This is a genomic window from Azovibrio sp., from assembly GCF_049658005.1.
Classification (GTDB): domain Bacteria; phylum Pseudomonadota; class Gammaproteobacteria; order Burkholderiales; family Rhodocyclaceae; genus Azovibrio.
In genome coordinates this window covers 1-21,557 of the sequence record NZ_JBASOH010000133.1, presented here as the reverse complement: position 1 = coordinate 21,557, position 21,557 = coordinate 1, and the positions used below count along the sequence as shown (strand labels likewise).

At 63.5% G+C, this 21,557-nt stretch carries 25 protein-coding genes and 3 tRNA genes; 17 read left to right on the top strand and 11 right to left on the bottom strand.

Annotated elements, in window-relative coordinates:
- Positions 1-107: 107 nt before the first annotated feature.
- A complete protein-coding gene (locus tag WBH99_RS12875) occupies positions 108-1,013 on the top strand; it encodes a LysR substrate-binding domain-containing protein (protein ID WP_424220493.1) in 906 nt (301 codons plus the stop codon).
- Between the two features lie 41 nt (positions 1,014-1,054).
- Here the strand turns inward: WBH99_RS12875 and WBH99_RS12870 are convergent, their stop codons facing one another.
- Entirely contained in the window at positions 1,055-1,276 is a 222-nt protein-coding gene (locus WBH99_RS12870; protein WP_424220492.1) for a hypothetical protein, read from the bottom strand.
- Between the two features lie 116 nt (positions 1,277-1,392).
- Positions 1,393-2,277, bottom strand: a complete 885-nt coding sequence (locus WBH99_RS12865) for a transglutaminase-like domain-containing protein (RefSeq protein WP_424220491.1) — start codon at positions 2,275-2,277, stop codon at positions 1,393-1,395.
- A 328-nt stretch (positions 2,278-2,605) separates the two neighbouring features.
- Here WBH99_RS12865 and ppk2 point away from each other — a divergent pair, with 328 nt between their 5' ends.
- Together ppk2 and miaA are read left to right on the top strand one after the other, a co-directional pair.
- Positions 2,606-3,757 carry a polyphosphate kinase 2 gene (ppk2, locus tag WBH99_RS12860; RefSeq protein ID WP_424220490.1) on the top strand — a complete coding sequence of 384 codons (1,152 nt, stop codon included), beginning with the start codon at positions 2,606-2,608 and terminating at the stop codon, positions 3,755-3,757.
- Between the two features lie 50 nt (positions 3,758-3,807).
- Positions 3,808-4,713, top strand: coding sequence for a tRNA (adenosine(37)-N6)-dimethylallyltransferase MiaA (gene miaA, locus WBH99_RS12855; protein ID WP_424220489.1), 906 nt, complete (start codon positions 3,808-3,810; stop codon positions 4,711-4,713).
- 247 nt (positions 4,714-4,960) lie between these two features.
- Here miaA and WBH99_RS12850 read toward each other — a convergent pair whose 3' ends face one another.
- From WBH99_RS12850 to WBH99_RS12840, 3 genes are all read right to left on the bottom strand, one after another.
- Positions 4,961-5,128, bottom strand: coding sequence for a hypothetical protein (locus WBH99_RS12850; protein WP_424220488.1), 168 nt, complete (start codon positions 5,126-5,128; stop codon positions 4,961-4,963).
- 121 nt (positions 5,129-5,249) lie between these two features.
- Complete coding sequence (gene nfsB / locus WBH99_RS12845) at positions 5,250-5,903, bottom strand: oxygen-insensitive NAD(P)H nitroreductase (protein ID WP_424220487.1); 654 nt, start codon at positions 5,901-5,903, stop codon at positions 5,250-5,252.
- Between the two features lie 311 nt (positions 5,904-6,214).
- Complete coding sequence (locus WBH99_RS12840) at positions 6,215-7,096, bottom strand: alpha/beta fold hydrolase (RefSeq protein WP_424220486.1); 882 nt, start codon at positions 7,094-7,096, stop codon at positions 6,215-6,217.
- Positions 7,097-7,328: 232 nt separating this feature from the next.
- On the opposite strand from WBH99_RS12840, the gene ahpC reads away from it, so the two are divergent.
- Positions 7,329-7,892, top strand: coding sequence for an alkyl hydroperoxide reductase subunit C (gene ahpC / locus WBH99_RS12835; protein ID WP_424220485.1), 564 nt, complete (start codon positions 7,329-7,331; stop codon positions 7,890-7,892).
- 126 nt (positions 7,893-8,018) lie between these two features.
- Entirely contained in the window at positions 8,019-9,590 is a 1,572-nt protein-coding gene (gene ahpF / locus WBH99_RS12830; RefSeq protein ID WP_424220484.1) for an alkyl hydroperoxide reductase subunit F, read from the top strand.
- Between the two features lie 202 nt (positions 9,591-9,792).
- Here the strand turns inward: ahpF and WBH99_RS12825 are convergent.
- From WBH99_RS12825 to WBH99_RS12810, 4 genes are all read right to left on the bottom strand, one after another.
- Positions 9,793-9,867 (bottom strand) — tRNA-Thr (locus WBH99_RS12825).
- A gap of 39 nt (positions 9,868-9,906) precedes the next feature.
- Positions 9,907-9,982: transfer RNA gene (locus WBH99_RS12820), tRNA-Asn, on the bottom strand.
- Between the two features lie 158 nt (positions 9,983-10,140).
- Positions 10,141-10,217 (bottom strand) — tRNA-Met (locus WBH99_RS12815).
- A 70-nt stretch (positions 10,218-10,287) separates the two neighbouring features.
- Positions 10,288-10,905, bottom strand: a complete 618-nt coding sequence (locus WBH99_RS12810; RefSeq protein ID WP_424220483.1) for an AAA family ATPase — start codon at positions 10,903-10,905, stop codon at positions 10,288-10,290.
- Positions 10,906-11,174: 269 nt separating this feature from the next.
- Between WBH99_RS12810 and WBH99_RS12805 the strand changes: the two genes are divergently transcribed.
- The 3 genes from WBH99_RS12805 to WBH99_RS12795 are packed head-to-tail and all read left to right on the top strand — an operon-like array spanning position 11,175 to position 12,551.
- Positions 11,175-11,453, top strand: coding sequence for a plasmid mobilization protein (locus WBH99_RS12805; RefSeq protein ID WP_424220482.1), 279 nt, complete (start codon positions 11,175-11,177; stop codon positions 11,451-11,453).
- Complete coding sequence (locus WBH99_RS12800) at positions 11,453-11,764, top strand: hypothetical protein (protein WP_424220481.1); 312 nt, start codon at positions 11,453-11,455, stop codon at positions 11,762-11,764. Before WBH99_RS12805 ends, WBH99_RS12800 begins: the two co-directional genes overlap by 1 nt.
- Positions 11,742-12,551, top strand: a complete 810-nt coding sequence (locus WBH99_RS12795) for an IclR family transcriptional regulator (protein WP_424220480.1) — start codon at positions 11,742-11,744, stop codon at positions 12,549-12,551. Before WBH99_RS12800 ends, WBH99_RS12795 begins: the two co-directional genes overlap by 23 nt.
- Before the next feature lie 195 nt (positions 12,552-12,746).
- Here WBH99_RS12795 and WBH99_RS12790 read toward each other — a convergent pair whose 3' ends face one another.
- On the bottom strand, positions 12,747-13,250 hold the full coding sequence (locus WBH99_RS12790) for a septal ring lytic transglycosylase RlpA family protein (RefSeq protein WP_424220479.1): 504 nt from the start codon (positions 13,248-13,250) through the stop codon (positions 12,747-12,749).
- Between the two features lie 86 nt (positions 13,251-13,336).
- On the bottom strand, positions 13,337-14,389 hold the full coding sequence (purM, locus tag WBH99_RS12785) for a phosphoribosylformylglycinamidine cyclo-ligase (protein ID WP_424220478.1): 1,053 nt from the start codon (positions 14,387-14,389) through the stop codon (positions 13,337-13,339).
- A gap of 99 nt (positions 14,390-14,488) precedes the next feature.
- Between purM and hda the strand changes: the two genes are divergently transcribed.
- The 9 genes from hda to panD all read left to right on the top strand — a co-directional run bounded on the left by hda (position 14,489) and on the right by panD (position 21,411).
- On the top strand, positions 14,489-15,154 hold the full coding sequence (gene hda, locus WBH99_RS12780; RefSeq protein ID WP_424220477.1) for a DnaA regulatory inactivator Hda: 666 nt from the start codon (positions 14,489-14,491) through the stop codon (positions 15,152-15,154).
- Position 15,155: 1 nt separating this feature from the next.
- Positions 15,156-15,839, top strand: coding sequence for an HAD family hydrolase (locus WBH99_RS12775; RefSeq protein WP_424220476.1), 684 nt, complete (start codon positions 15,156-15,158; stop codon positions 15,837-15,839).
- A gap of 27 nt (positions 15,840-15,866) precedes the next feature.
- The gene (pcnB, locus tag WBH99_RS12770) at positions 15,867-17,240 is read left to right on the top strand and encodes a polynucleotide adenylyltransferase PcnB (RefSeq protein WP_424220475.1); all 1,374 of its coding nucleotides are present in this window, start codon (positions 15,867-15,869) and stop codon (positions 17,238-17,240) included.
- Positions 17,237-17,725 carry a 2-amino-4-hydroxy-6-hydroxymethyldihydropteridine diphosphokinase gene (folK, locus tag WBH99_RS12765; RefSeq protein WP_424220474.1) on the top strand — a complete coding sequence of 163 codons (489 nt, stop codon included), beginning with the start codon at positions 17,237-17,239 and terminating at the stop codon, positions 17,723-17,725. Before pcnB ends, folK begins: the two co-directional genes overlap by 4 nt.
- On the top strand, positions 17,719-18,069 hold the full coding sequence (locus WBH99_RS12760; protein ID WP_424220473.1) for a DMT family protein: 351 nt from the start codon (positions 17,719-17,721) through the stop codon (positions 18,067-18,069). Before folK ends, WBH99_RS12760 begins: the two co-directional genes overlap by 7 nt.
- A gap of 44 nt (positions 18,070-18,113) precedes the next feature.
- Entirely contained in the window at positions 18,114-19,241 is a 1,128-nt protein-coding gene (locus WBH99_RS12755) for a methyl-accepting chemotaxis protein (RefSeq protein ID WP_424220472.1), read from the top strand.
- Between the two features lie 43 nt (positions 19,242-19,284).
- Positions 19,285-20,097: a 3-methyl-2-oxobutanoate hydroxymethyltransferase gene (gene panB, locus WBH99_RS12750; protein WP_424220471.1), complete on the top strand. Its 813-nt coding sequence runs from the start codon at positions 19,285-19,287 to the stop codon at positions 20,095-20,097.
- Between the two features lie 4 nt (positions 20,098-20,101).
- Positions 20,102-20,929: a pantoate--beta-alanine ligase gene (gene panC / locus WBH99_RS12745; RefSeq protein ID WP_424220470.1), complete on the top strand. Its 828-nt coding sequence runs from the start codon at positions 20,102-20,104 to the stop codon at positions 20,927-20,929.
- Positions 20,930-21,027: 98 nt separating this feature from the next.
- A complete protein-coding gene (gene panD / locus WBH99_RS12740; protein WP_424220469.1) occupies positions 21,028-21,411 on the top strand; it encodes an aspartate 1-decarboxylase in 384 nt (127 codons plus the stop codon).
- The last annotated feature ends 146 nt before the right edge of the window (positions 21,412-21,557 follow it).

The following is a 21,557-nucleotide window of genomic DNA, read 5'->3' as shown; positions in this document are numbered from 1 at the left end:
CTGGTAAGGGGCAGCGATGTCGCTGCCCTGGTACATTCTATTAGCCAATCCTGAGCAACAGAAGGGCGTAAACTGGTTACTATCGTTCCACCAACGGAACAATCGCCATGAGCCAGGACGCCCACGATCTGATCCTCTTTGCCCGCACTCTCGAAGCCGGCAGCTTTTCCAAAGCCGCCGAACTGACACGGCTGCCCAAATCCACCCTGTCGCGCCGCATTTCCGGCCTGGAAGAACGGCTGGGGGAAAAACTGCTGCTGCGCAGCACCCGCCGTCTCGCCGTCACCGAATTCGGCGAGCGCATCCTGGAACATGCCCGGCGCCTGCAAGAAGAGACCGATGCCGCCATGGCCCTGGCCCAGCACCGGCAGGAAACCCCCCGGGGCAAGCTCAGGGTCGCCCTGCCGCCGGATTTCGTGGAACTGGACCTCACCCCGCTGCTGCTGCGCTTCGCCGCGGATTACCCGGAAGTGCGCCTGGATCTGGACCTGTCTCCCCGCCGGGTGGACCTGATCGCGGAACGCTTCGATCTGGCCGTGCGCATTGCCACCCAGTTGCCCGACGACGGCACCCTGGTCGCAAGGAAACTGTGTGAATTCGGTAACGGCCTCTACGCCAGCCCGGCCTATCTGGCCCGCTACGGCCCGCCCCAGCACCCGGACGAACTGGCCGGACATGTGGGCCTGGCCCTTGTCAATGGCGTCGGTGAGGTACTGCCGTGGCGGCTGAGCCGGGAGGCAGAAAGATGGGAAGGACATCCGAAGTGCCCGCTGACCTCCAACTCGCTGGGTTTACAGCGCAACCTGGCGGCGCACGGCCTGGGCATTGTCGGCCTGGCCGACCGGCTGGCCCAGCCCTGGGTGGTCCAGGGCCGGCTGCAGCGGGTGCTGCCCGAGTGGTCCCTGCCCGGCATCACCGTCTGGAGCATCACCCCGGGCCGCCGCCTGCTGCCAGCCCGCACCCTGGCCTTCATGGAAATGTTGCGGGACAACCTGGCTCCCCCGCGCGCCTGACGCGCCCTCGAGATACCAGCAGCCTTGCTCTCGAGGCCCTTTTAGCGCGGCTTGAGCGGGTACGACTTGAAAATCTGACGCACATCCCGTTCGGCCCGCTCCTGGGTGCAGAGACTGGGGTCGTCGTCATGGCCGCTGAAAAAATCGTCGGCCTGGGCGCGCATCACCATCTGGATCGCGGCATCGTCTTCCATGGTGTAGATCTCGGTGAGCAGCGTGCTCACTTCATCCAGGTACTGCTCGTAGGTCATGGGTCTGGCCATGGGCGCACTCTCGCTTTCTTCATCGGCGGCGCGGATGATAGCGACAGCCCGGCAGGGCCGCAACAGCCGCAGGCTTCTGGTGCTGGCTTCTGGTGCTGGCTTCTGGTGCTGGCACATCAGGCCACGACAAACCCGGAGCCTGAATCGGTGGACAGGGCCTCGCTACGCCGGTAGGGCAGTTCCCAACCGGCAGCCTGATCCTCCAGCGCGCGGATGCTGATGATCGGCGCCTGAGAGGTGACGTTGCCAAAAATGGTGGCAAAGGACACGTCTGCCGCATCCCGGCCTGTGCCGATGCGGATGAAGCCCATGGGAATGGCGGTGCCCGAAGGATCAAAGAGATACCAGCGCTGATCCAGGAAAACCTCCACGCAGGCATGAAAATCCGTGGGTCCCAGGGCCGGGTCGGCGCCATAGTCGATCCCCGTGACGAAGCGGGCGGGAATGCTCAGGGCCCGGCACAGGGCAATCATCAGATGGGCAAAATCCCGGCATACCCCGACCCGGTCGATCAGGGTATCCAGAGCCCAGGTGTTGGAGTTGCTGCTGTTGCCCTGGAAACGCACCTGGCGCTGCACCCATTCCTGAATCGCCATGACCCGCCCGTATCCCCGGGGCAGGCCGCCGAACTCGGCCATCACCAGCCTCCCCAGCCGGTCCGAGGGACAGTAGCGGCTGGGATAGAGATAGGGCAGCACCTCCGGCGGCAGGCACGCCACCGGCACTTCCGCCAGCAGCTCCGGGGCCGCCAGGAAATGCACCAGCTCCAGGCTGGCCCGATAGCCCAGATGCAGATGCCCCGGCGGCGCCGCCAGACGCAGGAAACGGGCCTGGGTCAGGGCATCGGTGTGACTTGCGGTGGGCATTGCCGGAAAAACTCCCAGGCGCTCATCGAGGAGATGCTGGCTGGCGGTACGGGCCGCCTGGAAATTGAAGATGAAATCGGCACCGTAACCATCCACGTCGTAGTGGAGGTCGATGCTCAGTTCGATACGGACCATGGCCATCGGTCTCCGCAACAAGTAGGCAGGAAGCCAGCTCGACAGCACCGGCAAGAAGAGGTCGGGGCAGCAGGCCCCGTCCCCATCTTACGCCCTGTCCGAGCAAAAGCGGGTGATATGTTGGCCTGACATGTTGGCCTGACTACCGGAGCAGATCGCCCCCTACACCCGGGCCGGCAGGTTGTCCGGGCGCGTTTCGCCTTCATCATCCCGGGCGAGGCTAACGGCCGGCCCCAGGATTTCCTGGTGGTCCGGCATGGGCGTGGCCCCAGGGACAAAGCCCCCCGCTTGACCGTATAGTTGTGGTTTTACCTGGAAGGATGCGCCCATGGACTCGCCGAAGAAGACCACGACACCTCATCTGACGGTTGCCCGAACCGCCGCGCCCCGCCGCACCAAGTCAGGAGACATCACCCCCGCCACGACCCAGGCGGGTATCGCCCATTTTGAAGTGGAGCAGGCCGTGGCCGCCGCCCAGACCGCCAAGGCCGTGGCCGTCGCCGACATTCTCCAGTCCGCCGCCAAGGGCGATATCCAGTCCGTCGCCAGCACCCTGGAAGCAATCATGGCCGGAGCCTCCCCCGATGACGCGGCGGTGCTGCGCGAAGCCTTGATGAAGGGAGAGGAGGTGGCCAGCAAGCTGCCGGTACGCCCCGACGACGAGCTCTCCGACGACTGGCGCACGGGCGGCTATCCCTACAAGAACCTGATGTCCCGCAAAAATTACGAGAAGCAGAAATACCAGCTGCAGGTGGAACTCCTGAAGCTCCAGGCCTGGGTCAAGGAAACCGGCCAGAAGGTGGTGATCGTCTTCGAGGGCCGGGACGCGGCGGGCAAGGGCGGCACCATCAAGCGCTTCATGGAACACCTCAACCCGCGCGGCGCCACCGTGGTGGCCCTGGAAAAACCTTCGGAAGTGGAACGCGGCCAGTGGTACTTCCAGCGTTACATCCAGCACCTGCCTTCCGCCGGCGAGATCGTGCTGTTCGACCGCTCCTGGTACAACCGGGCCGGGGTGGAACGGGTGATGGGCTTTTGCACGCCCGATGAGTACGCCGAATTCATGCGCCAGACGCCGGAATTCGAGCGCAATCTGGTCAGGAGTGGCGTACATCTGATCAAGTTCTGGTTCTCCGTCAGCCGGGGCGAGCAGCGCCGCCGTTTCAATGAGCGGGAAAACCACCCCCTGAAGCAGTGGAAGCTTTCCCCCATCGATCTCGCCTCCCTCGACAAGTGGGACGACTACACCAAGGCCAAGGAGGCCATGTTCTTCTACACGGATACGGCCGACTCGCCCTGGACGGTGGTCAAGTCCGACTGCAAGAAGCGGGCGCGCCTCAATGCCATGCGCTACGTGCTACACAAGCTGCCCTACACCAACAAGGACCTGGAGCGCATCGGCCCCCTGGACCCCCTGCTGGTGGGCCGTGCCAACGTGGTTTATGAGCTAGGCGAGAAGGAAGGGGCCGCCCTCCTGTGAGCCCTCCTCAGGTAAACCCCGGAGGTGCCCTGCCCCCCGCCATTTTGCTCATGGGCCCCACCGCCAGCGGCAAGACTGCCCTCGCCCTGGAACTGGCGCGGCGCTTCCCGGTGGAATTGATCAGCGTCGATTCCGCCCTGGTGTTCAAGGACATGGACATCGGCACGGCCAAGCCGGACAAGGAAACGCTGGCCGCCTTCCCGCACCGGCTGGTGGACCTGATCAGCCCCGAGGAAGCCTATTCCGCCGCCCGCTTTCGCAAGGAAGCCCTGGCCGCCATGGCCGAGATCCGCGCCGCCGGCAAGGTGCCCCTCCTGGTCGGCGGCACCCTGCTCTATTTCAAGGCCCTGCTCGAAGGTCTGGCGGATTTGCCCCAGGCCGATCCGGCAATCCGCGCCCAGCTCGATGCGGAAGCGGCCGCAAAGGGCTGGCCCGCCCTGCATGCCGAACTCGCCCGGCTCGACCCCGAAACCGCGGCCCGGCTCCATCCCACCGATGCCCAGCGGCTACAGCGCGCCCTGGAAATCTGCCGGCTCACGGGCCGCGCCATGAGCGAACTGCTGGCCGCCGGCCAGGACGGCGCGCCGCCCTACCGCTTTCTTTCCCTTTCCCTCTTGCCCTCCGAACGCAGCGTGCTGCATGAACGCATCGCCCGCCGTTTCCAGGAAATGCTGCTGGGCGGGCTGGTGGAAGAAGTGGAAAAGCTGCGCCGCCGTTACGAACTGACGCCGGAACTCCCTTCCATGCGCTGTGTCGGTTACCGCCAGGTGTGGGAATGGATGGAGGGCCGCTATTCCCGCCAGGAACTCACGAACCGGGGCATCTTCGCCACCCGGCAACTCGCCAAGCGCCAGATCACCTGGCTCACCAACAGCATTCCCGGCGAAATTTTCGACTGTCTCGCCGCCGACCTGAATGAACGGGTCACCCGGCGGGTGGACGATTTCCTCGACTGAAGGGCACATCGAAAACCTCGCTTTGAGAAAAACCGACCTTGATGAATCCGTTACTTAAAGAACTGAAACGGGTGAAAATCCGGTTTTTCGAGGCGCCCTGAAGCCCCGGACGGCGAGCGCAATCCCCCACCCCGCCAAGGAATGAACCCGCGCTTCGGGGCTGCCCGGGCTGCCTGGCACGAGTGGGGCGATGCCGCCTGCTACCGGCCCATGCCCCACGGTCGGCTCGGCCGGCCCGGCGCCAAACTCAGGCGCCCCGCCCGACCCGGGGCTGGCGCCGCCAGCAGGCCGGTAGATGGACTTGCGCCGGCAATTCCCGGGGGCGATAAATTTCCCGGGCCTGGCGCTGCATTTCCCGCTCCAGGTGCGCGACACCGATCATGCGATCAAACCAGCCTTGCAATTGCTGCATCATGATTCCACCTCCAGCGACGTTGGTTACTGTATAAATCCACAGGTGAAATATACAGCACTTCTACTGGATGCGCATCGCGCTTTGCAGTCGGCTCTTTGCCGTCATTTGCCCCGCTGCGACTTCACAGTTCGGAGATCACCACCGCTTCGGGCAGGCGGGACTTGGGCAGCTTGGCGTTGAAATCCGTCTCGGAACGATAGCCCAGGGCCACCACCACCAGGCTGGTCAGATTGCGGGCTTCCAGACCCAGTTCCTGATCCAGCAGGGCGCTGTCGAAACCTTCCATGGTGCAGGCATCGATTTCCAGGCAGGCCGCCCCCAACAGCAGGGTGCCCAGGGCCAGGTAGACCTGCTTGGCGATCCAGATGCCCTCGTCCTTGAGTTCATTCCGGTGCAGATTCACGTAGAACCGCCGGGTTTGGTCCTGGGTCGCCATGGCTTCGGGATTGGCAAAACGGCCATCCCGGTTTTCCTGTTCGATCACGGCCTGCAGATGCGCGTCGTCCAGCGTGCGTTTGCCGCACAGCACCACCACGTGGGAGGCATTCAGGACCTTGGCTTCGTTGTAGGCAAAGCCGCCGTGCATGGCCTTGGCGACCCGGGCCTTGCCGGCTTCGGAACCCGCCAGGATGAAATGCCAAGGCTGGGAATTGACCGATGCCGGCGCATTCTGCAGCAGGGTGCGCAACTGGGCAAGCTGGGCCTCGGGAATGCGCTTGCCGGCCGCGAAGGCCTTGGTGGAATAACGGGTCTGGGCGATTTTGGCGATATTCATGAGTCGTCCTTGCATGAGGGTCAGGGTTGAACGGGGTAGCCGGAATCCCAAGTATGCCAGTCATCCGCCCCGCTACGCCACCTCCCCTTCTTGACATCGAACTGGCGCAAGCGACCATTTTCTGCCGTGACCTTTGCAGCCCCGGGTTTGCAGCCCCAGGTTTGAGTCCCAAGCCTTGAGTCCCCCAGGTCGCGCCCGATCCGGTCAGATCGCCGCTCAAATCGTTACCGGCTCCGGGCGGCGGCGGGCATCAGGCGGGGCATCAGGTGGGGCATCAGGTGGGGCATCAGGCGGGGGCGGCGAAGCTCCGGTCAATCCCGCCCCAGAAAGCCTTCCAGGGCCGCTGCCACCTGCTCCGGCTGGTCGTGCTGCAGATTGTGGCCCGCCGCGCGGATGGTCTCTAGGCGCACATCGGCAAAGCTGCCGAGGCGGCGCTGGAATTCTTCCGGCGTATGGCCGAAGCGCTGCTGCACAAAGCCCTGGTCCGCCACCAGCATCAGCACCGGGGCGGTAATGCGCCGCCAGCAGGCCAGGGTATCGTCGATCCGGTAGGGGCTGGGCGAGGGAATCTTGTGCCAGGGATCGCAGGCCATTTCCACCTTGCCATCGCTACGCACCCGGCCTACATGCCGGGCCAGATAGTGGGCCCGGTCCTCCCGCAGACGGGGATTGACAAGCATCAGGCGCCGGGCCAGGGCGGCATGGTCCGGGTAGGTCCGCAGCCGGGGCTGGGGCTGAGACTGGACGGCCGCCAGCCAGAGACTCAGCTGAGTGGGCGCATCCACCTCCCCGGAAGGCTTCAGGCCAAGAAAGTCGAGCATGACCAGCTGCCGCACCCGCTCCGGCTTCAGGCCCGCATAGATGCTGGCGATATTGCCGCCCATGCTGTGCCCCACCAGCCGGGCCGGCTGATCCGGGGAATAATGGGCCAGCAGGCTGTCCAGGTCGGCGTAATAGTCGGGAAACCAGTAGGGTCGCCCCTGCCATTCGGAAGCCCCGTACCCACGCCAGTCCGGGGCGATGACGTGCCAGGACTGTTGCAGGGCATCGACCACGAACTGAAAGCTGGGTGAGGAATCCATCCAGCCGTGCAGGAAAAACAGCCGCGGCGCCCCCGCCTCGCCCCAATGCCGGATGTGGTAACGCAGGCCGCGAAGGGAAATGGTCTCGCTGCGGGATTCAATCAGGGCCATGGCAATCAGGGGCAGGGAAAAGAGCAGGGATTGTAGAAGGAAGGCCGCTTGCGCCCAAGTCGGGCGCCAAGTCGGATGCCACGTCGGATGCAAGCCCGGCGCAAGTCAGACAATCCCCCTCGCCGGCCCGATAGGAAGAACCTATCCCCAACATACCTAGAATCAATTGGAAGGCATTGGAAAATCTCTTTAATATCCGTCCTGCCTTCAACACAACCCAAGGAGATAAACGATGTCACTGATCAACACCCAGATTCAACCGTTCAAAGTCAATGCTTTCCACAACGGCAAGTTCATCGAAGTCACCGAAGCCAGCCTGAAGGGCAAGTGGTCCGTGCTGATCTTCATGCCGGCCGCGTTCACCTTCAACTGCCCCACCGAGATCGAGGACGCCGCCGAGCACTACGCCGAGTTCCAGAAGGCCGGCGCCGAGGTCTATGCCATCACCACCGACACCCAGTTCTCCCACAAGGTCTGGCACGAAACCTCTCCTGCCGTGGGCAAGGCAAAGTTCCCCCTGATCGGCGACCCCACCCATCAGCTGACCAACGCTTTCGGTGTGCATATCCCCGAAGAAGGCCTGGCCCTGCGCGGCACCTTCATCATCAACCCGGATGGCGTCATCAAGACCCTGGAAATCCACTCCAACGAGATCGCCCGTGACATCACCGAGACCCTGCGCAAGCTGAAGGCAGCCCAGTACACCGCCGCCCACCCCGGCGAGGTGTGCCCCGCCAAGTGGAAGGAAGGCGCCAAGACCCTGGCACCCTCCATCGACCTGGTCGGCAAGATCTAAAGCAGCAGCGGCCATCCGCTGACCGCCTTTCCGGGGCGGTCCCGGATTGCAGCACAAAGGCGCCAGCGCTGCCCGCCCTGGCGCCTTTCTATTGCACTTCAATTTGAAACAGCAAGGGAAATCATCATGCTAGATGCAAACATCAAAGCCCAGCTCAAGGCCTACCTGGAAAAGCTCGTGCACCCCATCGAACTGGTGGCCTCCCTGGATGACAGCCCCAAGTCCGGCGAAATGCGCGAGCTGTTGACCGACATCGCCAGCCTCTCCGGGCAGGTCAGCCTGCGCGAGGATGGCAACTACCCGCGCCGCCCCTCCTTTGGCATCGCCCGCCAAGGCCAGGCGCCGCGCATCCACTTTGCCGGCCTGCCCATGGGCCACGAATTCACCTCCCTGATCCTGGCCCTGCTCCAGACCGGCGGTCACCCGCCCAAGCTGGAAGCGGACGTGATCGAGCAGATCAAGAGCCTGGAGGGCAAGTTCAGCTTCGAGACCTTCATTTCCCTCTCCTGCCACAACTGTCCGGACGTGGTGCAGGCCCTGAACACCATGGCCGTGCTCAACCCGGGCTTTGAAGCGGTGATGATCGACGGCGCCCTGTTCCAGCAGGAAGTGGAAGCGCGCCAGATCATGGGCGTCCCCGCCGTGTATCTGAACGGCGAACTGTTCGGCCAGGGCCGCATGAGTGCCGAGGAAATCCTCGCCAAGCTGGACATCGGCGCCAGCGCCCGGGAAGCCGCCAAGCTCGGCCAGAAAGAAGCCTTCGACGTGCTGGTGATCGGCGGCGGCCCCGCCGGCGCCGCGGCCGCCATCTACGCGGCGCGCAAGGGCATCCGCACCGGCGTGGTGGCCGAGCGTTTCGGCGGCCAGGTGCTCGACACCCTGGGCATCGAGAACTTCATTTCCGTGAAGGAAACCGAAGGCCCCAAACTGGCCCAGGCCTTGGAACAGCATGTGCGCGAATACCCGGTGGACATCATCAACCTGCAGCAGGCCACCCGCCTGGTGCCGGGTGAGCCGGGTGAAAACGGCGGCCTCACCCAAGTGCATCTGGCCAGCGGCGCCGTGCTCAAGAGCAAGACCGTGATCCTCGTCACCGGCGCCCGCTGGCGCGAAATGAACGTGCCCGGCGAAGCCGAATACCGCACCAAGGGCGTGGCCTACTGCCCCCACTGTGACGGCCCCTTGTTCAAGGGCAAGCGGGTCGCCGTGATCGGCGGCGGCAACTCCGGCGTGGAGGCCGCCATCGACCTGGCCGGCGTCGTCGCCCAGGTGACCCTGCTGGAATTCGGCAGCGAACTCCGGGCCGACGCGATCTTGCAAAAGAAGCTCTACAGCCTGCCCAACGTCACGGTAATCAAGGAAGCCCAGACCACCGAGGTGAACGGCGACGGCCAGAAGGTCACCGGCCTCACCTACCTGGATCGGTCCAGCAATGAACGGCACCAGATCGAACTGGAAGGCATCTTCGTGCAGATCGGCCTGTTGCCCAACACCGACTGGCTCAAGGGCTGCGTGGAACTCTCCAGACAAGGGGAAATCGTCGTGGATGCCAGGGGCCAGACCTCGGTGCCCGGCGTGTTCGCCGCCGGCGATTGCACCACCGTGCCCTACAAGCAGATCATCATCGCCATGGGCGAAGGCGCCAAGGCCAGCCTCTCGGCCTTTGATCACCTGATCCGCACTTCGGCCCCGGCTTGACGGCTGGCGCAACGGAAAACGGGGTGCAGGCGATGCGGCCGGCACCCCGTTTCATGTTCCGGACGGGAAAATACCGGCCCTGCGACACAGGACGGACAGAAAACCAGCGCACGGAAAACCAGCGCACGGAAACCCGGGGCCTGACAGGATCAAGGGAATGAGGGGGAATGAGAGGGGGAATGAGGAACAGGAAACAAGGGAATGGTGCTCATGGGCAGGATTGAACTGCCGACCTCCCCCTTACCAAGGGGGTGCTCTACCACTGAGCCACATGAGCAAACCTGATGGGCCAGCAAGGCTGGCTTGCCACACGACCTGGCTCCCCGACCTGGGCTCGAACCAGGGACCTACGGATTAACAGTCCGGCGCTCTACCGACTGAGCTATCGAGGAACAGACATACAACTCACATACAACTCACATACAACTCACATACAACTCACGACATACAACTCACCCATCTCATCAACAAAAAACCCGGTTGATCGACCGGGCTGATTGTGTCTCTGACGCTTTGCCAACTGTTCTGCAACTATTTTGCCAACTGCGGCTGGTTGCGGGGGTAGGATTTGAACCTACGACCTTCGGGTTATGAGCCCGACGAGCTGCCAGACTGCTCCACCCCGCGTCCGTCAAAGAAGCAACATTATGGGGAACCGGAAGCTATCTGTCAAGCCTTTCGAGGATTTTTCGAAGATTCAATCTTCCAGCCACTCCAGCAGCCTGGCCCATTGATCGGCATCCCGCTTGAATCTGGAACGGGGGGCATCAAAGATGGTCTGGCCGCTGGCCGCCACATTCACGTAGTTCTGCGTGTTGCGTAGATAGGCCAGGATGGGAATATCGAAGTGGCTCAGGAATTCTTCCAGCATGGCGGCCGCCCGGGTACGCGGGTCAACGCGCATGGCGACGATGCCGATCCTGGCGGCCCGGCCGCGCATTTCCTGGCGCAGGATATTGAGAAAGTCTTCCGTCGCCGCCATGTCGAAGATGGAGGGCACCACGGGAATCACCACCCGATCCACCGAACGCAGGTAGTCGTTGAGTTTGTAGCCCTGAAAACCCGCCGGGGCATCGAGCACCACCCAATCCGGATCCTGGGGCAGGTTGATGAGCATCTGGTTACCGCCGAAATACCCGGTGATGGAAGGCAGGGCCGGGTCACGGAAGGCCATCCAGCGCAGGGCGGATTGCTGACGGTCCAGGTCGCAAAGGCTGACGCTGAAGTCCCGGTTGGCAAAATAGCCGGCCAGGTTGGTTGCCAGGGTCGTCTTACCCGCCCCGCCTTTGGGATTTGCCACCATGACTGCACGCATCGATCTGTCTCCCCTTCATTCACATTCAATATCGGCTTGCGAAGCCGCCGACATTATAGGCGGACTAGGCGGACTAGGCGGACGGCATTCCACCCTGTTGAGGAGTTTGACTCTGCGCACTCCAGGAATGAAAGCAAGGCGGCTCTCCCAGGTGCGGAGGTTGCGGTTTGTGCAAAACCGGCTTGAAGGCTTGAAGGCGGACTTGAATTTCCGCGGCATCCCCCTATACTGCGCATGTGCTGACCATGTTCATGAGGAGTGAATAGGCAATGGCAACCTCGACTGAACGTATCCCGGTCCTCGTCACTTCAGAGGAGAAAGCAATGATCTCCAGGAGGGCTCAGGACGCCCATTTGTCGATGGGCGAATTTTTGCGCCGCGCGGCTGCGTCGTTCCACCCGGATGAGGACGAGAAAATGCTCGAGGGGATGATCGACCAGATGCTGAAAACAACGGCCCAGGCCAGTGCCGCGATAGACGACGCCTTGGCCTGTGTCGAAGTCTCGAATCAGCGCATTTCGGCCATGGAAGCCAGGCGGGCCCACTGATGGGGATCACTGACAAGATGTGGGATGCGCTCACCACGGTCATCAAGATGAACGACAACATAGAGCGCATGGCCGGGACCATGAAAGGTCAGCAGGAAAAAATCGAGAATCTGACGGAGCGGGTCATCCGGCTGGAAACGGCGCTGGAAATTGCACGATCGCATCCAGTGCCCCCCGGACTGACGCGACCCGACCGGAAGATTAGTTTCAACAACCAGCGACGGGTCGGTTCGTGGCTGGGAAATATGTGCATTCCAACCTCAGAATGCACATGTCCAGGAGTTTTTGATGGAAAGCAACACCCGCGATGAACGACACGGCATTCAGTCCATTGAACTGGGTTTCCTCGTGCTCAAGGCGCTGGCCCAGCATGGCCGCCCCATGATGCTGAAGGACCTGGCGGCAGAGACCGGCATGGCGCCAGCCAAGGCGCACCGCTACCTGGTGAGCTTCCTGCGCACCGGCCTGGTGGAACAGGACCGGCGCTCGGGCCGTTACGACCTCGGCGGCTGGTGCCTGGAACTCGGCCTGGCCGGCCTGGCGCGCCTGGATCCGGTACGGCTGGCGGAGCCCATTCTGGAAGACCTGTGCGAAGAAATCCACGAAAGCGTGGCGCTCGCCGTATGGGGCAACCGGGGTGCCACTATCGTGCGCTGGGTCGATGCGGGGGATACCATCACGGTCAACCTGCGCCCCGGCGCCGTGATGCCGCTGACCAACTCGGCCACCGGACGGGCCTTTGCCGCCTTCCACAAGGGGCCCGCAGTGAAAACCATGCTGCAGGCAGAACTGCAGCAGAACGCCAAAAACAGCGGCGTCGCCGTGGGTACGCTGCGCACCCAGATAGAAAAGATCCTGACGGAAATCCGCAAGCGCGGCATTGCCCGCGCCAGCGGCAGCCTGATCCCGGGCATCAACGGCTTCAGCGCCCCGGTTTATGACTACAGCGGCACCATGGTGGCCACCATCACCTCCCTGGGTTCCGTCGGAAATTTCGACAATGGCTGGGACAGCACCATTGCCCTCGCGGTCAAAGCGGCAAGTAAAGCGCTTTCGCAGCGCCTGGGCGCCCCCCAACAAATCGAAGAAACGGCTTAGCGGCACCCCCGCCGTTCGTGGCTGCCCTTCCTCGCCCTGAACGGCGGAGCTTGCCGCATCCGGTCATTGGCGGCCTCGCAGAGGCACTTCGGCCATGCCCGGAAACAAGGCCGCCTCGCCTCTGAAGCAGCCGGCCCGGAATGGCCGGTTTCATGGGATGACAACCGGCTTCGGCCTCAAAGGCTGGCTTCGACCTCAAAGGCTGGCTTCGGCCTCAAAGGCTTGAAGACAGATGGCCGGCTCCACCCCCGGAGCACCGCGCAAAGCCCGAGCCTCGACCTGCACCACCCCGGCCGACGCCAGCTGAATCGACTCGGCCGCCGCCAGGGAAAGGTCGACAATACGCAGCTGCTGGCGATCATGCATGCGGTCATTGACCCATGCCACCACGCAGTGATCGGTCCCCGGGCGACGCACCGCGATCCAGCTCCCCAGGGGAAAACGGTTGCTGGCCGCCGTGAAGGCCCGGCGGTCGAAGCGCTCCCCGCTGGCCGTGCGGCGCCCCTGGAATCTTGGGGTCTTGCCGTAATAACTGGCCTTGCCCCGCAGGATGGGGCCCAGGACTTCAGGCTCCACCTTGAGCACTGGCTCCCGCTCCACGGCTAGCCATTCCAGCCCGGGATCTGGACGCAGTTCCGCCCCCGGGCCGTGCAATCCCTCTTCGGCCGCCAGGGGGAGGACACCCAGGGCGAGCAGCATCAGCCCGCCTGCAATCCGTCGAATCGAGCGCATCAAGGCTTCAACACCACGCGGCCTCACACCACCCGGCTTCACACCACCCGGCCTCACACCACGCGCGTCTGGGCTTCGCCGCCCTGGCGGGCTTCGATCTTGCCGATCCGCCAGGCCTGCTCGCCGGTGCTCTGGAGCTGGGCCAGGGCGGCTTCAGCCTGGTCGGCGGCCACCACGATCACCATGCCGATGCCGCAGTTGAAGACCCGGTGCATCTCGTCCTCGGCCACATTGCCTTCGGCCTGCATCCAGTCAAACAGCCGGGGACGGGGCCAGGCGGCCTTTTCCAGCACGGCCACCACGTTGCCGGGCAGCACGCGGGGCACGTTTTCCAGCAGGCCGCCGCCGGTGATGTGGGCCATCCCCTTGACCGTCACCTTTTTCATCAGGGCCAGGACAGATTTGACGTAGATGCGGGTCGGAGCCATCACCACCTCTTCGAGGCTGCGCGCATTTCCGTCCACCACGTCGAAGGGTGCCTTCAGGTCGGGGCGGGAACGGTCGATGATCTTGCGCAGCAGGGAATAACCGTTGGAGTGGGCGCCGGAAGAGGCCAGGCCCAGGACCACGTCGCCGGGCAGGATGGTGGTGCCGTCGATGAGCCTGGACTTTTCCACCACGCCCACGGCAAAACCGGCCAGATCGTATTCACCGTCCGGATACATGCCGGGCATTTCGGCGGTTTCGCCGCCAATCAGGGCGCAGCCGGCCAGTTCGCAGCCCTTGGCGATGCCGCCCACGACGCTGGCGGCGATCTCCACATCCAGCTTGCCGCAGGCAAAGTAGTCAAGGAAGAACAGGGATTCGGCGCCTTGCACCAGAATGTCATTGACGCTCATGGCCACCAGATCCTGGCCCACGGTGTCGTGGCGATCGAGCAGGAAGGCCAGCTTCAGCTTGGTGCCGACTCCATCGGTACCGGACACCAGTACCGGCTCCTGATAATGCCCGGGCACTTCAAACAGGGCGCCGAAGCCACCGATGCCGCCCAGCACGCCGTCGCGCAGGGTTTTCCTGGCCAGGGGCTTGATGCGATCCACCAGCGCATCACCGGCGTCGATATCGACACCGGCGTCACGGTAGGAGAGGGAGGTCTGTGCACTCATTTACTTGATCCTTGGGAGTTTCCCGATAAAGCCTGGACGGGGTGATAAAATCTGGCGCCCGAAAAAAACCGGATTCTACCCTAAACAGGCTCTTGCCCCATGCGCCAACTCCTGCTCGACCTGATACCTGCCGCGCCGCCTTCCCTTGACAATTTCGTCCCGGGTGGCAACGGCGAGACCCTGGCCGCCCTGAGCCTCTGGCGGGCGGGAGCCAACCCGGAATCGAGCTTTCTGCTCTGGGGCGAACCCGGTTCCGGCAAGAGCCACCTGCTGCTCGCCAGCGGTTTCGTTTACCGGGATGCCCGCCAGACCCCGGACCTGGCCAATCTGCCCGAGCTGCTCGAAACTCCGGAAACCCTGGCCGTGGATCATGTCGAAGCCCTTTCGGAAGCCGGCCAGATCGCCCTGTTCAACGCCTTCAACCGCATCCGCGCCAGCGGTGGCCGGCTGCTCACCGCGGCCAGCCAGGCCGCCGCGCATCTGACTTTGCGAGAAGACCTGCGTACCCGTCTGGGCTACGGCCTGATTTACCGCCTGCAGCCCCTTTCCGATCCGGAAAAGATCGCCGCCCTGAGCAATCAGGCCCGTGAGCGGGCCATGAAATTCCCCCCGGAAGCCATGGACCACCTGCTGCGCCACGCCCCCCGGGACATGCGCAGCCTCTCTGCCCTGGTAGAAGCCCTGGACCGCTACTCCCTCGAACACAAACGCCCCATCACCCTGCCCCTGCTCAGGGAGGTGCTGGCCTCACCCCTGGAACACTGACATGGAACTTGCACTTTTCGACCTGGACAACACCCTGCTTTCGGGAGACTCGGATTTCGAGTGGGCCCAGTTCCTGATCAGCAAAGGGGTGCTGGATCGTGAGGTCCAGGAAGCCAGGAACCTCCAGTTCTACGAGCAATACAAGGCCGGCACCCTGGACATCCATGAATTCCTGGCCTTCCAGCTGGCGCCCCTGACCCGCTATCCCCGTGCCAGGCTGGATGCCTGGCATCAGGAATTCATGGCCCGGCATGTACGCCCGATCATGGGGGACGCAGCCCGGCAAAAGGTGCAACAGCATCTCGAGGCCGGCCACCTGTGCGCCCTGGTCACCGCCACCAACAGCTTTGTCACCGGCCCCATCGCCCGGGAATTCGGCATCGGCAACCTGATCGCCACCATTCCCGCCTGCAAGCAGGATGCCCAGGGTGCCTTTACCGGCCAGCCCCGCGGCACCCCGGCCTTCAAGGAAGGCAAGGTCAGCCGGGTCGAGGCCTGGCTGGAATCCCTGGGCCTGTGGTGGGGCAGCTTCGACAAGACCTGGTTCTACAGCGACTCCCATAACGACCTGCCCCTGCTGGAGCGGGTCAGCCACCCGATCGCGGTGGACCCGGACGACAAACTGCGCCAGACCGCCCAGGCAAAAGCGTGGCAAATCATCAGCCTGCGTGCGAATGCAGTATGATGACGCCCTTTCCAGAATGACCATCGGATGATTCGCAAATTCATCAGCCGCGTATTCGGGGGCAAAAGCAACGGCGCCCCCCTCCAGAAAACGGGTTCCGCCTCCGCCAAAGACAGCAAGGCTGCGGTAATCCCCCGTTCCACCCACGGCATCAGCCGGGACCAGATCAGCAGCGGCAGTCGCCGGGTCTGCGAGACCCTGCAAAGCCACGGTTACAAGGCCTACGTGGTCGGCGGCGCCGTGCGCGACCTGCTGATCGGCGCCACCCCCAAGGATTTCGACGTGGCCACCAATGCCACACCGGAGCAGGCCAGGCGCTGCTTCCGCCGCTCCCGGGTGATCGGTCGCCGCTTCCAGATCGTCCATGCCTACATGGGCCAGGAAATCATCGAAATCACCACCTTCCGGGGTGGCCTGGTCGATGAAGCCAAGACCGATGCCCACGGCCGGGTGCTGCAGGACAACGTGTTCGGCACCCAGGCGGAAGACGCCGCACGCCGGGACTTCACCGTCAATGCCCTGTATTTCGACCCCGCCACCGAGCAGATCGTCGATTACCACCACGGCGTGGCCGACCTGAAGCAGAAAACCCTGCGCATGATCGGCAATCCCAGGCTGCGCTACCGGGAAGACCCGGTGCGGATGCTGCGGGCCGTGCGCCTGGCCGCCAAACTGGGACTCTCCATCGACCCGGAAGCCCGGCACCCGATCCGGGAAATGGCCGAACTGCTGGAAAACGTGCCCGCCTCCCGCCTGTTTGACGAAATGCTGAAGCTGCTCACCTCCGGCCATGCCGTGAAGTGCCTGCAGCAATTGCGCGCCGAAGGCCTGCACCACGGCGTACTGCCCCTGCTGGACGTGATTCTGGAACAGCCTCTGGGCGAAAAATTCGTGCTGCTCTCCCTGGCCAATACCGATGAGCGCATCCGTCAGGGCAAGAGTTCCTCTCCCAGCTTCCTGTTTGCCACCCTGCTCTGGCATGAAGTGCTGAGCGTTTGGGAACGAATCAAGGCGGGCGGCGAATCCTCCATTCCCGCCCTGTATCAGGCCATGGAAGAAGTCTTGAATATCCAGGGCGAAAAACTGGCCATCACCCGCCGCATTGCAGGCGACATCAAGGAAATCTGGGCCCTCCAGCCCCGTTTCGAGCAACGGGCCGGCCGGCGCCCCTATGCGGTACTGGAACACCCGCGCTTCCGGGCCGCCTATGACTTCCTCTGCCTGCGCGCCCAGGCCGGCGAACTGGATGCAGAACTGGCCGACTGGTGGACCCGCTTTCAGGATGCGGACGGCGAAGCCCGGAGCCAGATGCTGCTGCCCGACCAGGGCGCCAGAAAGAAACGCCGGCGGCGCAAGCCCAGGGCAGCCAGCGCCCCCACCGCTCCAGCAGAACAAGGATGAACCCCGTTGTTGCCTACATCGCCCTGGGCGCCAACCTGGGCTCCCCCAGGGAGACAGTGCGCCAGGCCATGACCGGCCTGGACCACTTGCCGGAAACCCGGCTGCTCAAGAGTTCTTCCCTCTACCAGAGCGCTCCGCTCGGGCTGCTGGACCAGCCCGACTTCATCAACGCCGTGGCCGCAGTGGAAACCACCCTGCCGGCGGTAGCGCTGCTGCAGGCCCTGCTGGATGCAGAACAACGACAGGGCCGGGTGCGCAGCATCGCCAACGCCCCGCGCACCCTGGATCTGGATCTCCTGCTCTACGGCGATCTGGTCCTGGACACCCCGGCCCTCACCCTGCCCCACCCCCGCCTGCACCTGCGCGCCTTCGTCCTGGAACCCCTGGCCGAAATCGCCCCGGATCTGACATTACCCGGCCGGGGCAGCGTCGCCGCCTGGCGGCCCGCCTTGCGCAACCAGACGATCCGGCGCCTGCCATGCTGAACCAGCCGGTATTCTGGCAGGCGGCCGGGCTGCTGGTGCTCTCCAACCTGTTCATGACCTTTGCCTGGTACGGGCACCTGAAACACCTGGCCGACCGGCCCTGGTGGATCGCCGCCTTGCTGTCCTGGGGCATCGCCCTGTTTGAATACCTGCTGCAGGTTCCCGCCAACCGGATCGGCCACACGGCCCTGAGTCTGGCGCAACTGAAAATCCTGCAAGAAGTGATCTCCCTGTCGGTATTCATCCCTTTCGCGCTAATCTACATGCAGCAACCTTTGCAACTCGATTATCTGTGGGCCGCCCTCTGCCTGCTGGGCGCGGTCTACTTCATTTTCCGGGCCTGAGGGCCACCCTGAAAAACCCCTGGACAACAACGAAGGAGACATGGATGTTTGGTTTGTTCGGCCCCCGCCAGGATCCAGCTGCCCTGGCCCGCATTGCCACCCTGGAACAGGAAAATGCCACCCTGACCCAACACCTGCACGACCTGGAGCACCAGGTCGAAGATGCGGAAAAACGCTGTAACGCCGCCCTTGACGTGACCCAGGGCTGGGAACACCTGCTCAAGAACCTGGATAATTTCGGCGGCAGCCTGGGCGTCTCCCAGCAGACCCTGGCCCTGCTGGCCGAGGAGCTCAAGGAGGAGAAGAGCGAAGCCCTGCGGGCGGCCAACATCTCCGCCGCCAGCCGCGACCTGATGCAGAAGATCAGCCACGATCTGGCCACCCTGGCCCAGGAATCCCGCCAGACCATGAGCATCGTCGATGGCCTCAACAGCAGCACCGTGCAGATCGGCAACATCCTTTCCCTGATCAAGGAAATCGCCGACCAGACCAATCTGCTGGCCCTCAACGCCGCCATCGAGGCCGCCCGGGCCGGAGAAGCCGGACGCGGATTTGCCGTGGTGGCCGACGGGGTGCGCAAGCTGGCAGAGCGCACCAGCAAGGCCACCAGCGACACCTTCAACCTGGTGAACAACATCCAGCGCGATACCGCCAACGCCCATTCCAGCATGGAAAATCTGGCCCGGATGTCCGCCGGTTTCGGCAATGCCGGCGCCGAGGCCGCCGAACGCATCGAAGGCATCCTGGAAACCTCCCACAAGATGGAATCCGCCATCGCCGTGGCCGCCCTGCGCAGCTTCACGGAACTGGCCAAGATGGACCACCTGGTCTTCAAGTTCGAGATCTACAAGGTGTTCATCGGGGTTTCCGGGAAGAAGCCTGGCGATTTTTCCGACCACTGCATGTGCCGGCTCGGCAAGTGGTATTACGAGGGCGAAGGCAAGCAGTGTTTCTCCCGCCTGGATGGCTACGCCGCCATGGAAAAGCCCCACATCGCCGTACACCAGCATGGCCGCGAAGCCATCGAGAAACTTCATGCCGGTGATTTTTCCGGCGGCACCGAGTGCGTGGCCGGCATGGAAGCCGCGAGCATGGAGGTGCTCGACTGCCTGGAACGCATGGCCCGGGCCGGCGCGAACAACCCCGACATCCTCTGCATGGAGCACGGATGAGCTTTCGCTGTTAGGATAATGCCCCCAACTTCCGGATAGACCCATGTCCACCCACAACGAAACCCATCGCCTGACCTTGCTGGACCTGGCCAAGATGCGCCAGGCCGGTGCAAAAATCGCCATGCTGACCTGCTATGACGCCAGCTTTGCCCAACTGCTGGACGAGCAAGGCGTCGATGCCTTGCTGATCGGCGACTCCCTGGGCATGGTACTGCAGGGGCAGGATTCCACCCTGCCGGTAACCCTGGAGCACATGGTGTACCACACGGCGGCCGTGGCCCGGGGCTCGCATCGGGCCCTGGTGCTGACCGACATGCCCTTTGGCACCTCCCAGATCAGCCCGGAAGAAACCTTCCGCCACGCCGCCCAGCTCATGGCGGCCGGCGCCCAGATGGTCAAGATCGAAGGCGGAACCGAAATGGCGGCCACCGTGGAGTTCCTGACCCGGCGCGGCATTCCGGTCTGCGCCCACATCGGCCTCACCCCCCAGCATGTGCACCAGCTAGGCGGCTACCGGGTCCAGGGCCGGGACGAGGAGACGGCCAGCAAACTGCGGGAAGATGCCCTCGCCCTGGAAAAGGCAGGCGCCACCCTGATCGTCCTGGAAGCCGTTCCCGCCCCCCTGGCCGCCGCCGTCACCCGCCAGCTGCACATCCCCACCATCGGCATCGGCGCCGGGGCGGAAACTTCTGGCCAGGTGCTGGTGCTGCACGACATGCTGCACATCACTTCCGGCAGGAAGCCCCGCTTCGTCAAGAACTTCATGGCGGGGGCCCCCGACCTCCAGAGTGCCATTGCCGCCTACGTCAGCGAAGTCAAGGCCGGCACCTTCCCCGGCCCCGAACATACCTACTGATTCCATGGAAATTCACAGCACCATTCCTGCCCTGCGGCAGACCCTCCAGGGACGCGGCCGCATTGCCTTCGTCCCTACCATGGGCAATCTGCATGAAGGCCACATCGCCCTGATGCGCGCCGCCCGGGAACAAGGCGATACCGTTGTCGCCAGCATTTTCGTCAACCGCCTGCAATTTGGCCCCTCAGAAGATTTCGACCAATATCCGCGAACCTTCGCCGCCGACTGCGACAAGCTGCGGGAAGCCGGCGTGGATGTGCTCTTTGCGCCAACGGAAAGCGATCTTTACCCCACCCCGCAAAGCTACTTTGTCGATCCCCCTGACCTGCAGCACCTGCTGGAAGGAGAATTCCGCCCCGGCCACTTCCGGGGCGTAGCAACCGTCGTGCTGAAGCTCTTCAATTGCGTCCAGCCCCAGGCCGCCCTGTTTGGCAAGAAGGATTACCAGCAATTGATGCTGGTTCGCGCCATGGCCGAGCAACTGGCCCTGCCCATCGCAATCGTCGGAGTCGATACCGTCCGGGCCGCAGACGGCCTGGCGCTCTCCTCCCGCAACGGCTATCTCTCGGTCCGCGAACGCCAGCAAGCCCCCCGCCTCTTCCAGACCCTGCAGACCCTGCGCCAGGCCTTGCTGCAAGAAGGCATCGGGCAACTGCCCCGCCTGGAACAAGAGGCCGCGGCCAACCTCGACAGACAGGGCTGGAAGACTGACTATATTGCAGTGCGGCAGCGCGCCAATCTGCTGCCACCCAGCGATTCAAGCCAGAAACTTGTCGTCCTCGCCGCAGCGCAACTAGGCCGGACACGACTCATTGACAACATCGAAGTCTGACCAGGATTCGACCGGAAAATACCGGGAATTCTCTGTTTGACAGCGGGGATTTAGTCGCTACAATGCCAATCCCTCAACACCTTGTGACGGATGACGCCATGCAAAGAATGATGCTCAAGTCCAAGTTGCATCGGGTAACCACTACCCATGCCGAACTGCACTATGAAGGCTCCTGTGCCATTGACGAGGACCTGCTGGAAGCTGCCGACATCAAGGAATACGAGCAGATCGACATCTGGAACATCAACAACGGCGAGCGCTTTACCACCTACGCGATTCGTGCCGAACGCGGTTCCGGCATCATCTCCGTCAACGGTTCCGCGGCGCGCAAGGCCGCCCCTGGCGACCTGCTGATCATCGCCACCTTTGTCGGCATGAACGAGCAGGAAATCGCCAGACACGAACCCAAGCTGGTTTATGCGGACGCCAACAACCGCATTTCACACACCAGTCAGCAGATCCAGATTCAGGCCGCCGCCTGAACCCTGACTGAACCCTGCCTGATCCCTGCCTGATCCCTGCCTGGGACGCCCCATCAAAAAGCCCGGCTCCGCACCCTGCGGACCGGGCTTTTTCCTGGCTTGCTGCCAGAACCTGACAGAACCCACCAGAACGCGCGAAACACGCC

What these genes read in the sequence shown, in the direction of transcription:
- ppk2 (WP_424220490.1), top strand. Translation starts at nt 2,606, where the DNA reads ATGGACTCGCCGAAGAAGACCACGACACCTCATCTGACGGTTGCCCGA.
- WBH99_RS12870 (WP_424220492.1), bottom strand. Translation starts at nt 1,276, where the DNA reads ATGGCCAGACCCATGACCTACGAGCAGTACCTGGATGAAGTGAGCACG.
- nfsB (WP_424220487.1), bottom strand. Translation starts at nt 5,903, where the DNA reads ATGAATATCGCCAAAATCGCCCAGACCCGTTATTCCACCAAGGCCTTC.
- WBH99_RS12800 (WP_424220481.1), top strand. Translation starts at nt 11,453, where the DNA reads ATGGGGATCACTGACAAGATGTGGGATGCGCTCACCACGGTCATCAAG.
- hda (WP_424220477.1), top strand. Translation starts at nt 14,489, where the DNA reads ATGCGCCAACTCCTGCTCGACCTGATACCTGCCGCGCCGCCTTCCCTT.
- WBH99_RS12810 (WP_424220483.1), bottom strand. Translation starts at nt 10,905, where the DNA reads ATGCGTGCAGTCATGGTGGCAAATCCCAAAGGCGGGGCGGGTAAGACG.
- WBH99_RS12875 (WP_424220493.1), top strand. Translation starts at nt 108, where the DNA reads ATGAGCCAGGACGCCCACGATCTGATCCTCTTTGCCCGCACTCTCGAA.
- ahpF (WP_424220484.1), top strand. Translation starts at nt 8,019, where the DNA reads ATGCTAGATGCAAACATCAAAGCCCAGCTCAAGGCCTACCTGGAAAAG.
- ahpC (WP_424220485.1), top strand. Translation starts at nt 7,329, where the DNA reads ATGTCACTGATCAACACCCAGATTCAACCGTTCAAAGTCAATGCTTTC.
- WBH99_RS12850 (WP_424220488.1), bottom strand. Translation starts at nt 5,128, where the DNA reads ATGATGCAGCAATTGCAAGGCTGGTTTGATCGCATGATCGGTGTCGCG.
- WBH99_RS12840 (WP_424220486.1), bottom strand. Translation starts at nt 7,096, where the DNA reads ATGGCCCTGATTGAATCCCGCAGCGAGACCATTTCCCTTCGCGGCCTG.
- WBH99_RS12865 (WP_424220491.1), bottom strand. Translation starts at nt 2,277, where the DNA reads ATGGTCCGTATCGAACTGAGCATCGACCTCCACTACGACGTGGATGGT.
- purM (WP_424220478.1), bottom strand. Translation starts at nt 14,389, where the DNA reads ATGAGTGCACAGACCTCCCTCTCCTACCGTGACGCCGGTGTCGATATC.
- WBH99_RS12795 (WP_424220480.1), top strand. Translation starts at nt 11,742, where the DNA reads ATGGAAAGCAACACCCGCGATGAACGACACGGCATTCAGTCCATTGAA.
- pcnB (WP_424220475.1), top strand. Translation starts at nt 15,867, where the DNA reads ATGATTCGCAAATTCATCAGCCGCGTATTCGGGGGCAAAAGCAACGGC.
- WBH99_RS12760 (WP_424220473.1), top strand. Translation starts at nt 17,719, where the DNA reads ATGCTGAACCAGCCGGTATTCTGGCAGGCGGCCGGGCTGCTGGTGCTC.
- panC (WP_424220470.1), top strand. Translation starts at nt 20,102, where the DNA reads ATGGAAATTCACAGCACCATTCCTGCCCTGCGGCAGACCCTCCAGGGA.
- panB (WP_424220471.1), top strand. Translation starts at nt 19,285, where the DNA reads ATGTCCACCCACAACGAAACCCATCGCCTGACCTTGCTGGACCTGGCC.
- WBH99_RS12775 (WP_424220476.1), top strand. Translation starts at nt 15,156, where the DNA reads ATGGAACTTGCACTTTTCGACCTGGACAACACCCTGCTTTCGGGAGAC.
- miaA (WP_424220489.1), top strand. Translation starts at nt 3,808, where the DNA reads ATGGGCCCCACCGCCAGCGGCAAGACTGCCCTCGCCCTGGAACTGGCG.
- WBH99_RS12805 (WP_424220482.1), top strand. Translation starts at nt 11,175, where the DNA reads ATGGCAACCTCGACTGAACGTATCCCGGTCCTCGTCACTTCAGAGGAG.
- folK (WP_424220474.1), top strand. Translation starts at nt 17,237, where the DNA reads ATGAACCCCGTTGTTGCCTACATCGCCCTGGGCGCCAACCTGGGCTCC.
- panD (WP_424220469.1), top strand. Translation starts at nt 21,028, where the DNA reads ATGCAAAGAATGATGCTCAAGTCCAAGTTGCATCGGGTAACCACTACC.
- WBH99_RS12755 (WP_424220472.1), top strand. Translation starts at nt 18,114, where the DNA reads ATGTTTGGTTTGTTCGGCCCCCGCCAGGATCCAGCTGCCCTGGCCCGC.
- WBH99_RS12790 (WP_424220479.1), bottom strand. Translation starts at nt 13,250, where the DNA reads ATGCTGCTCGCCCTGGGTGTCCTCCCCCTGGCGGCCGAAGAGGGATTG.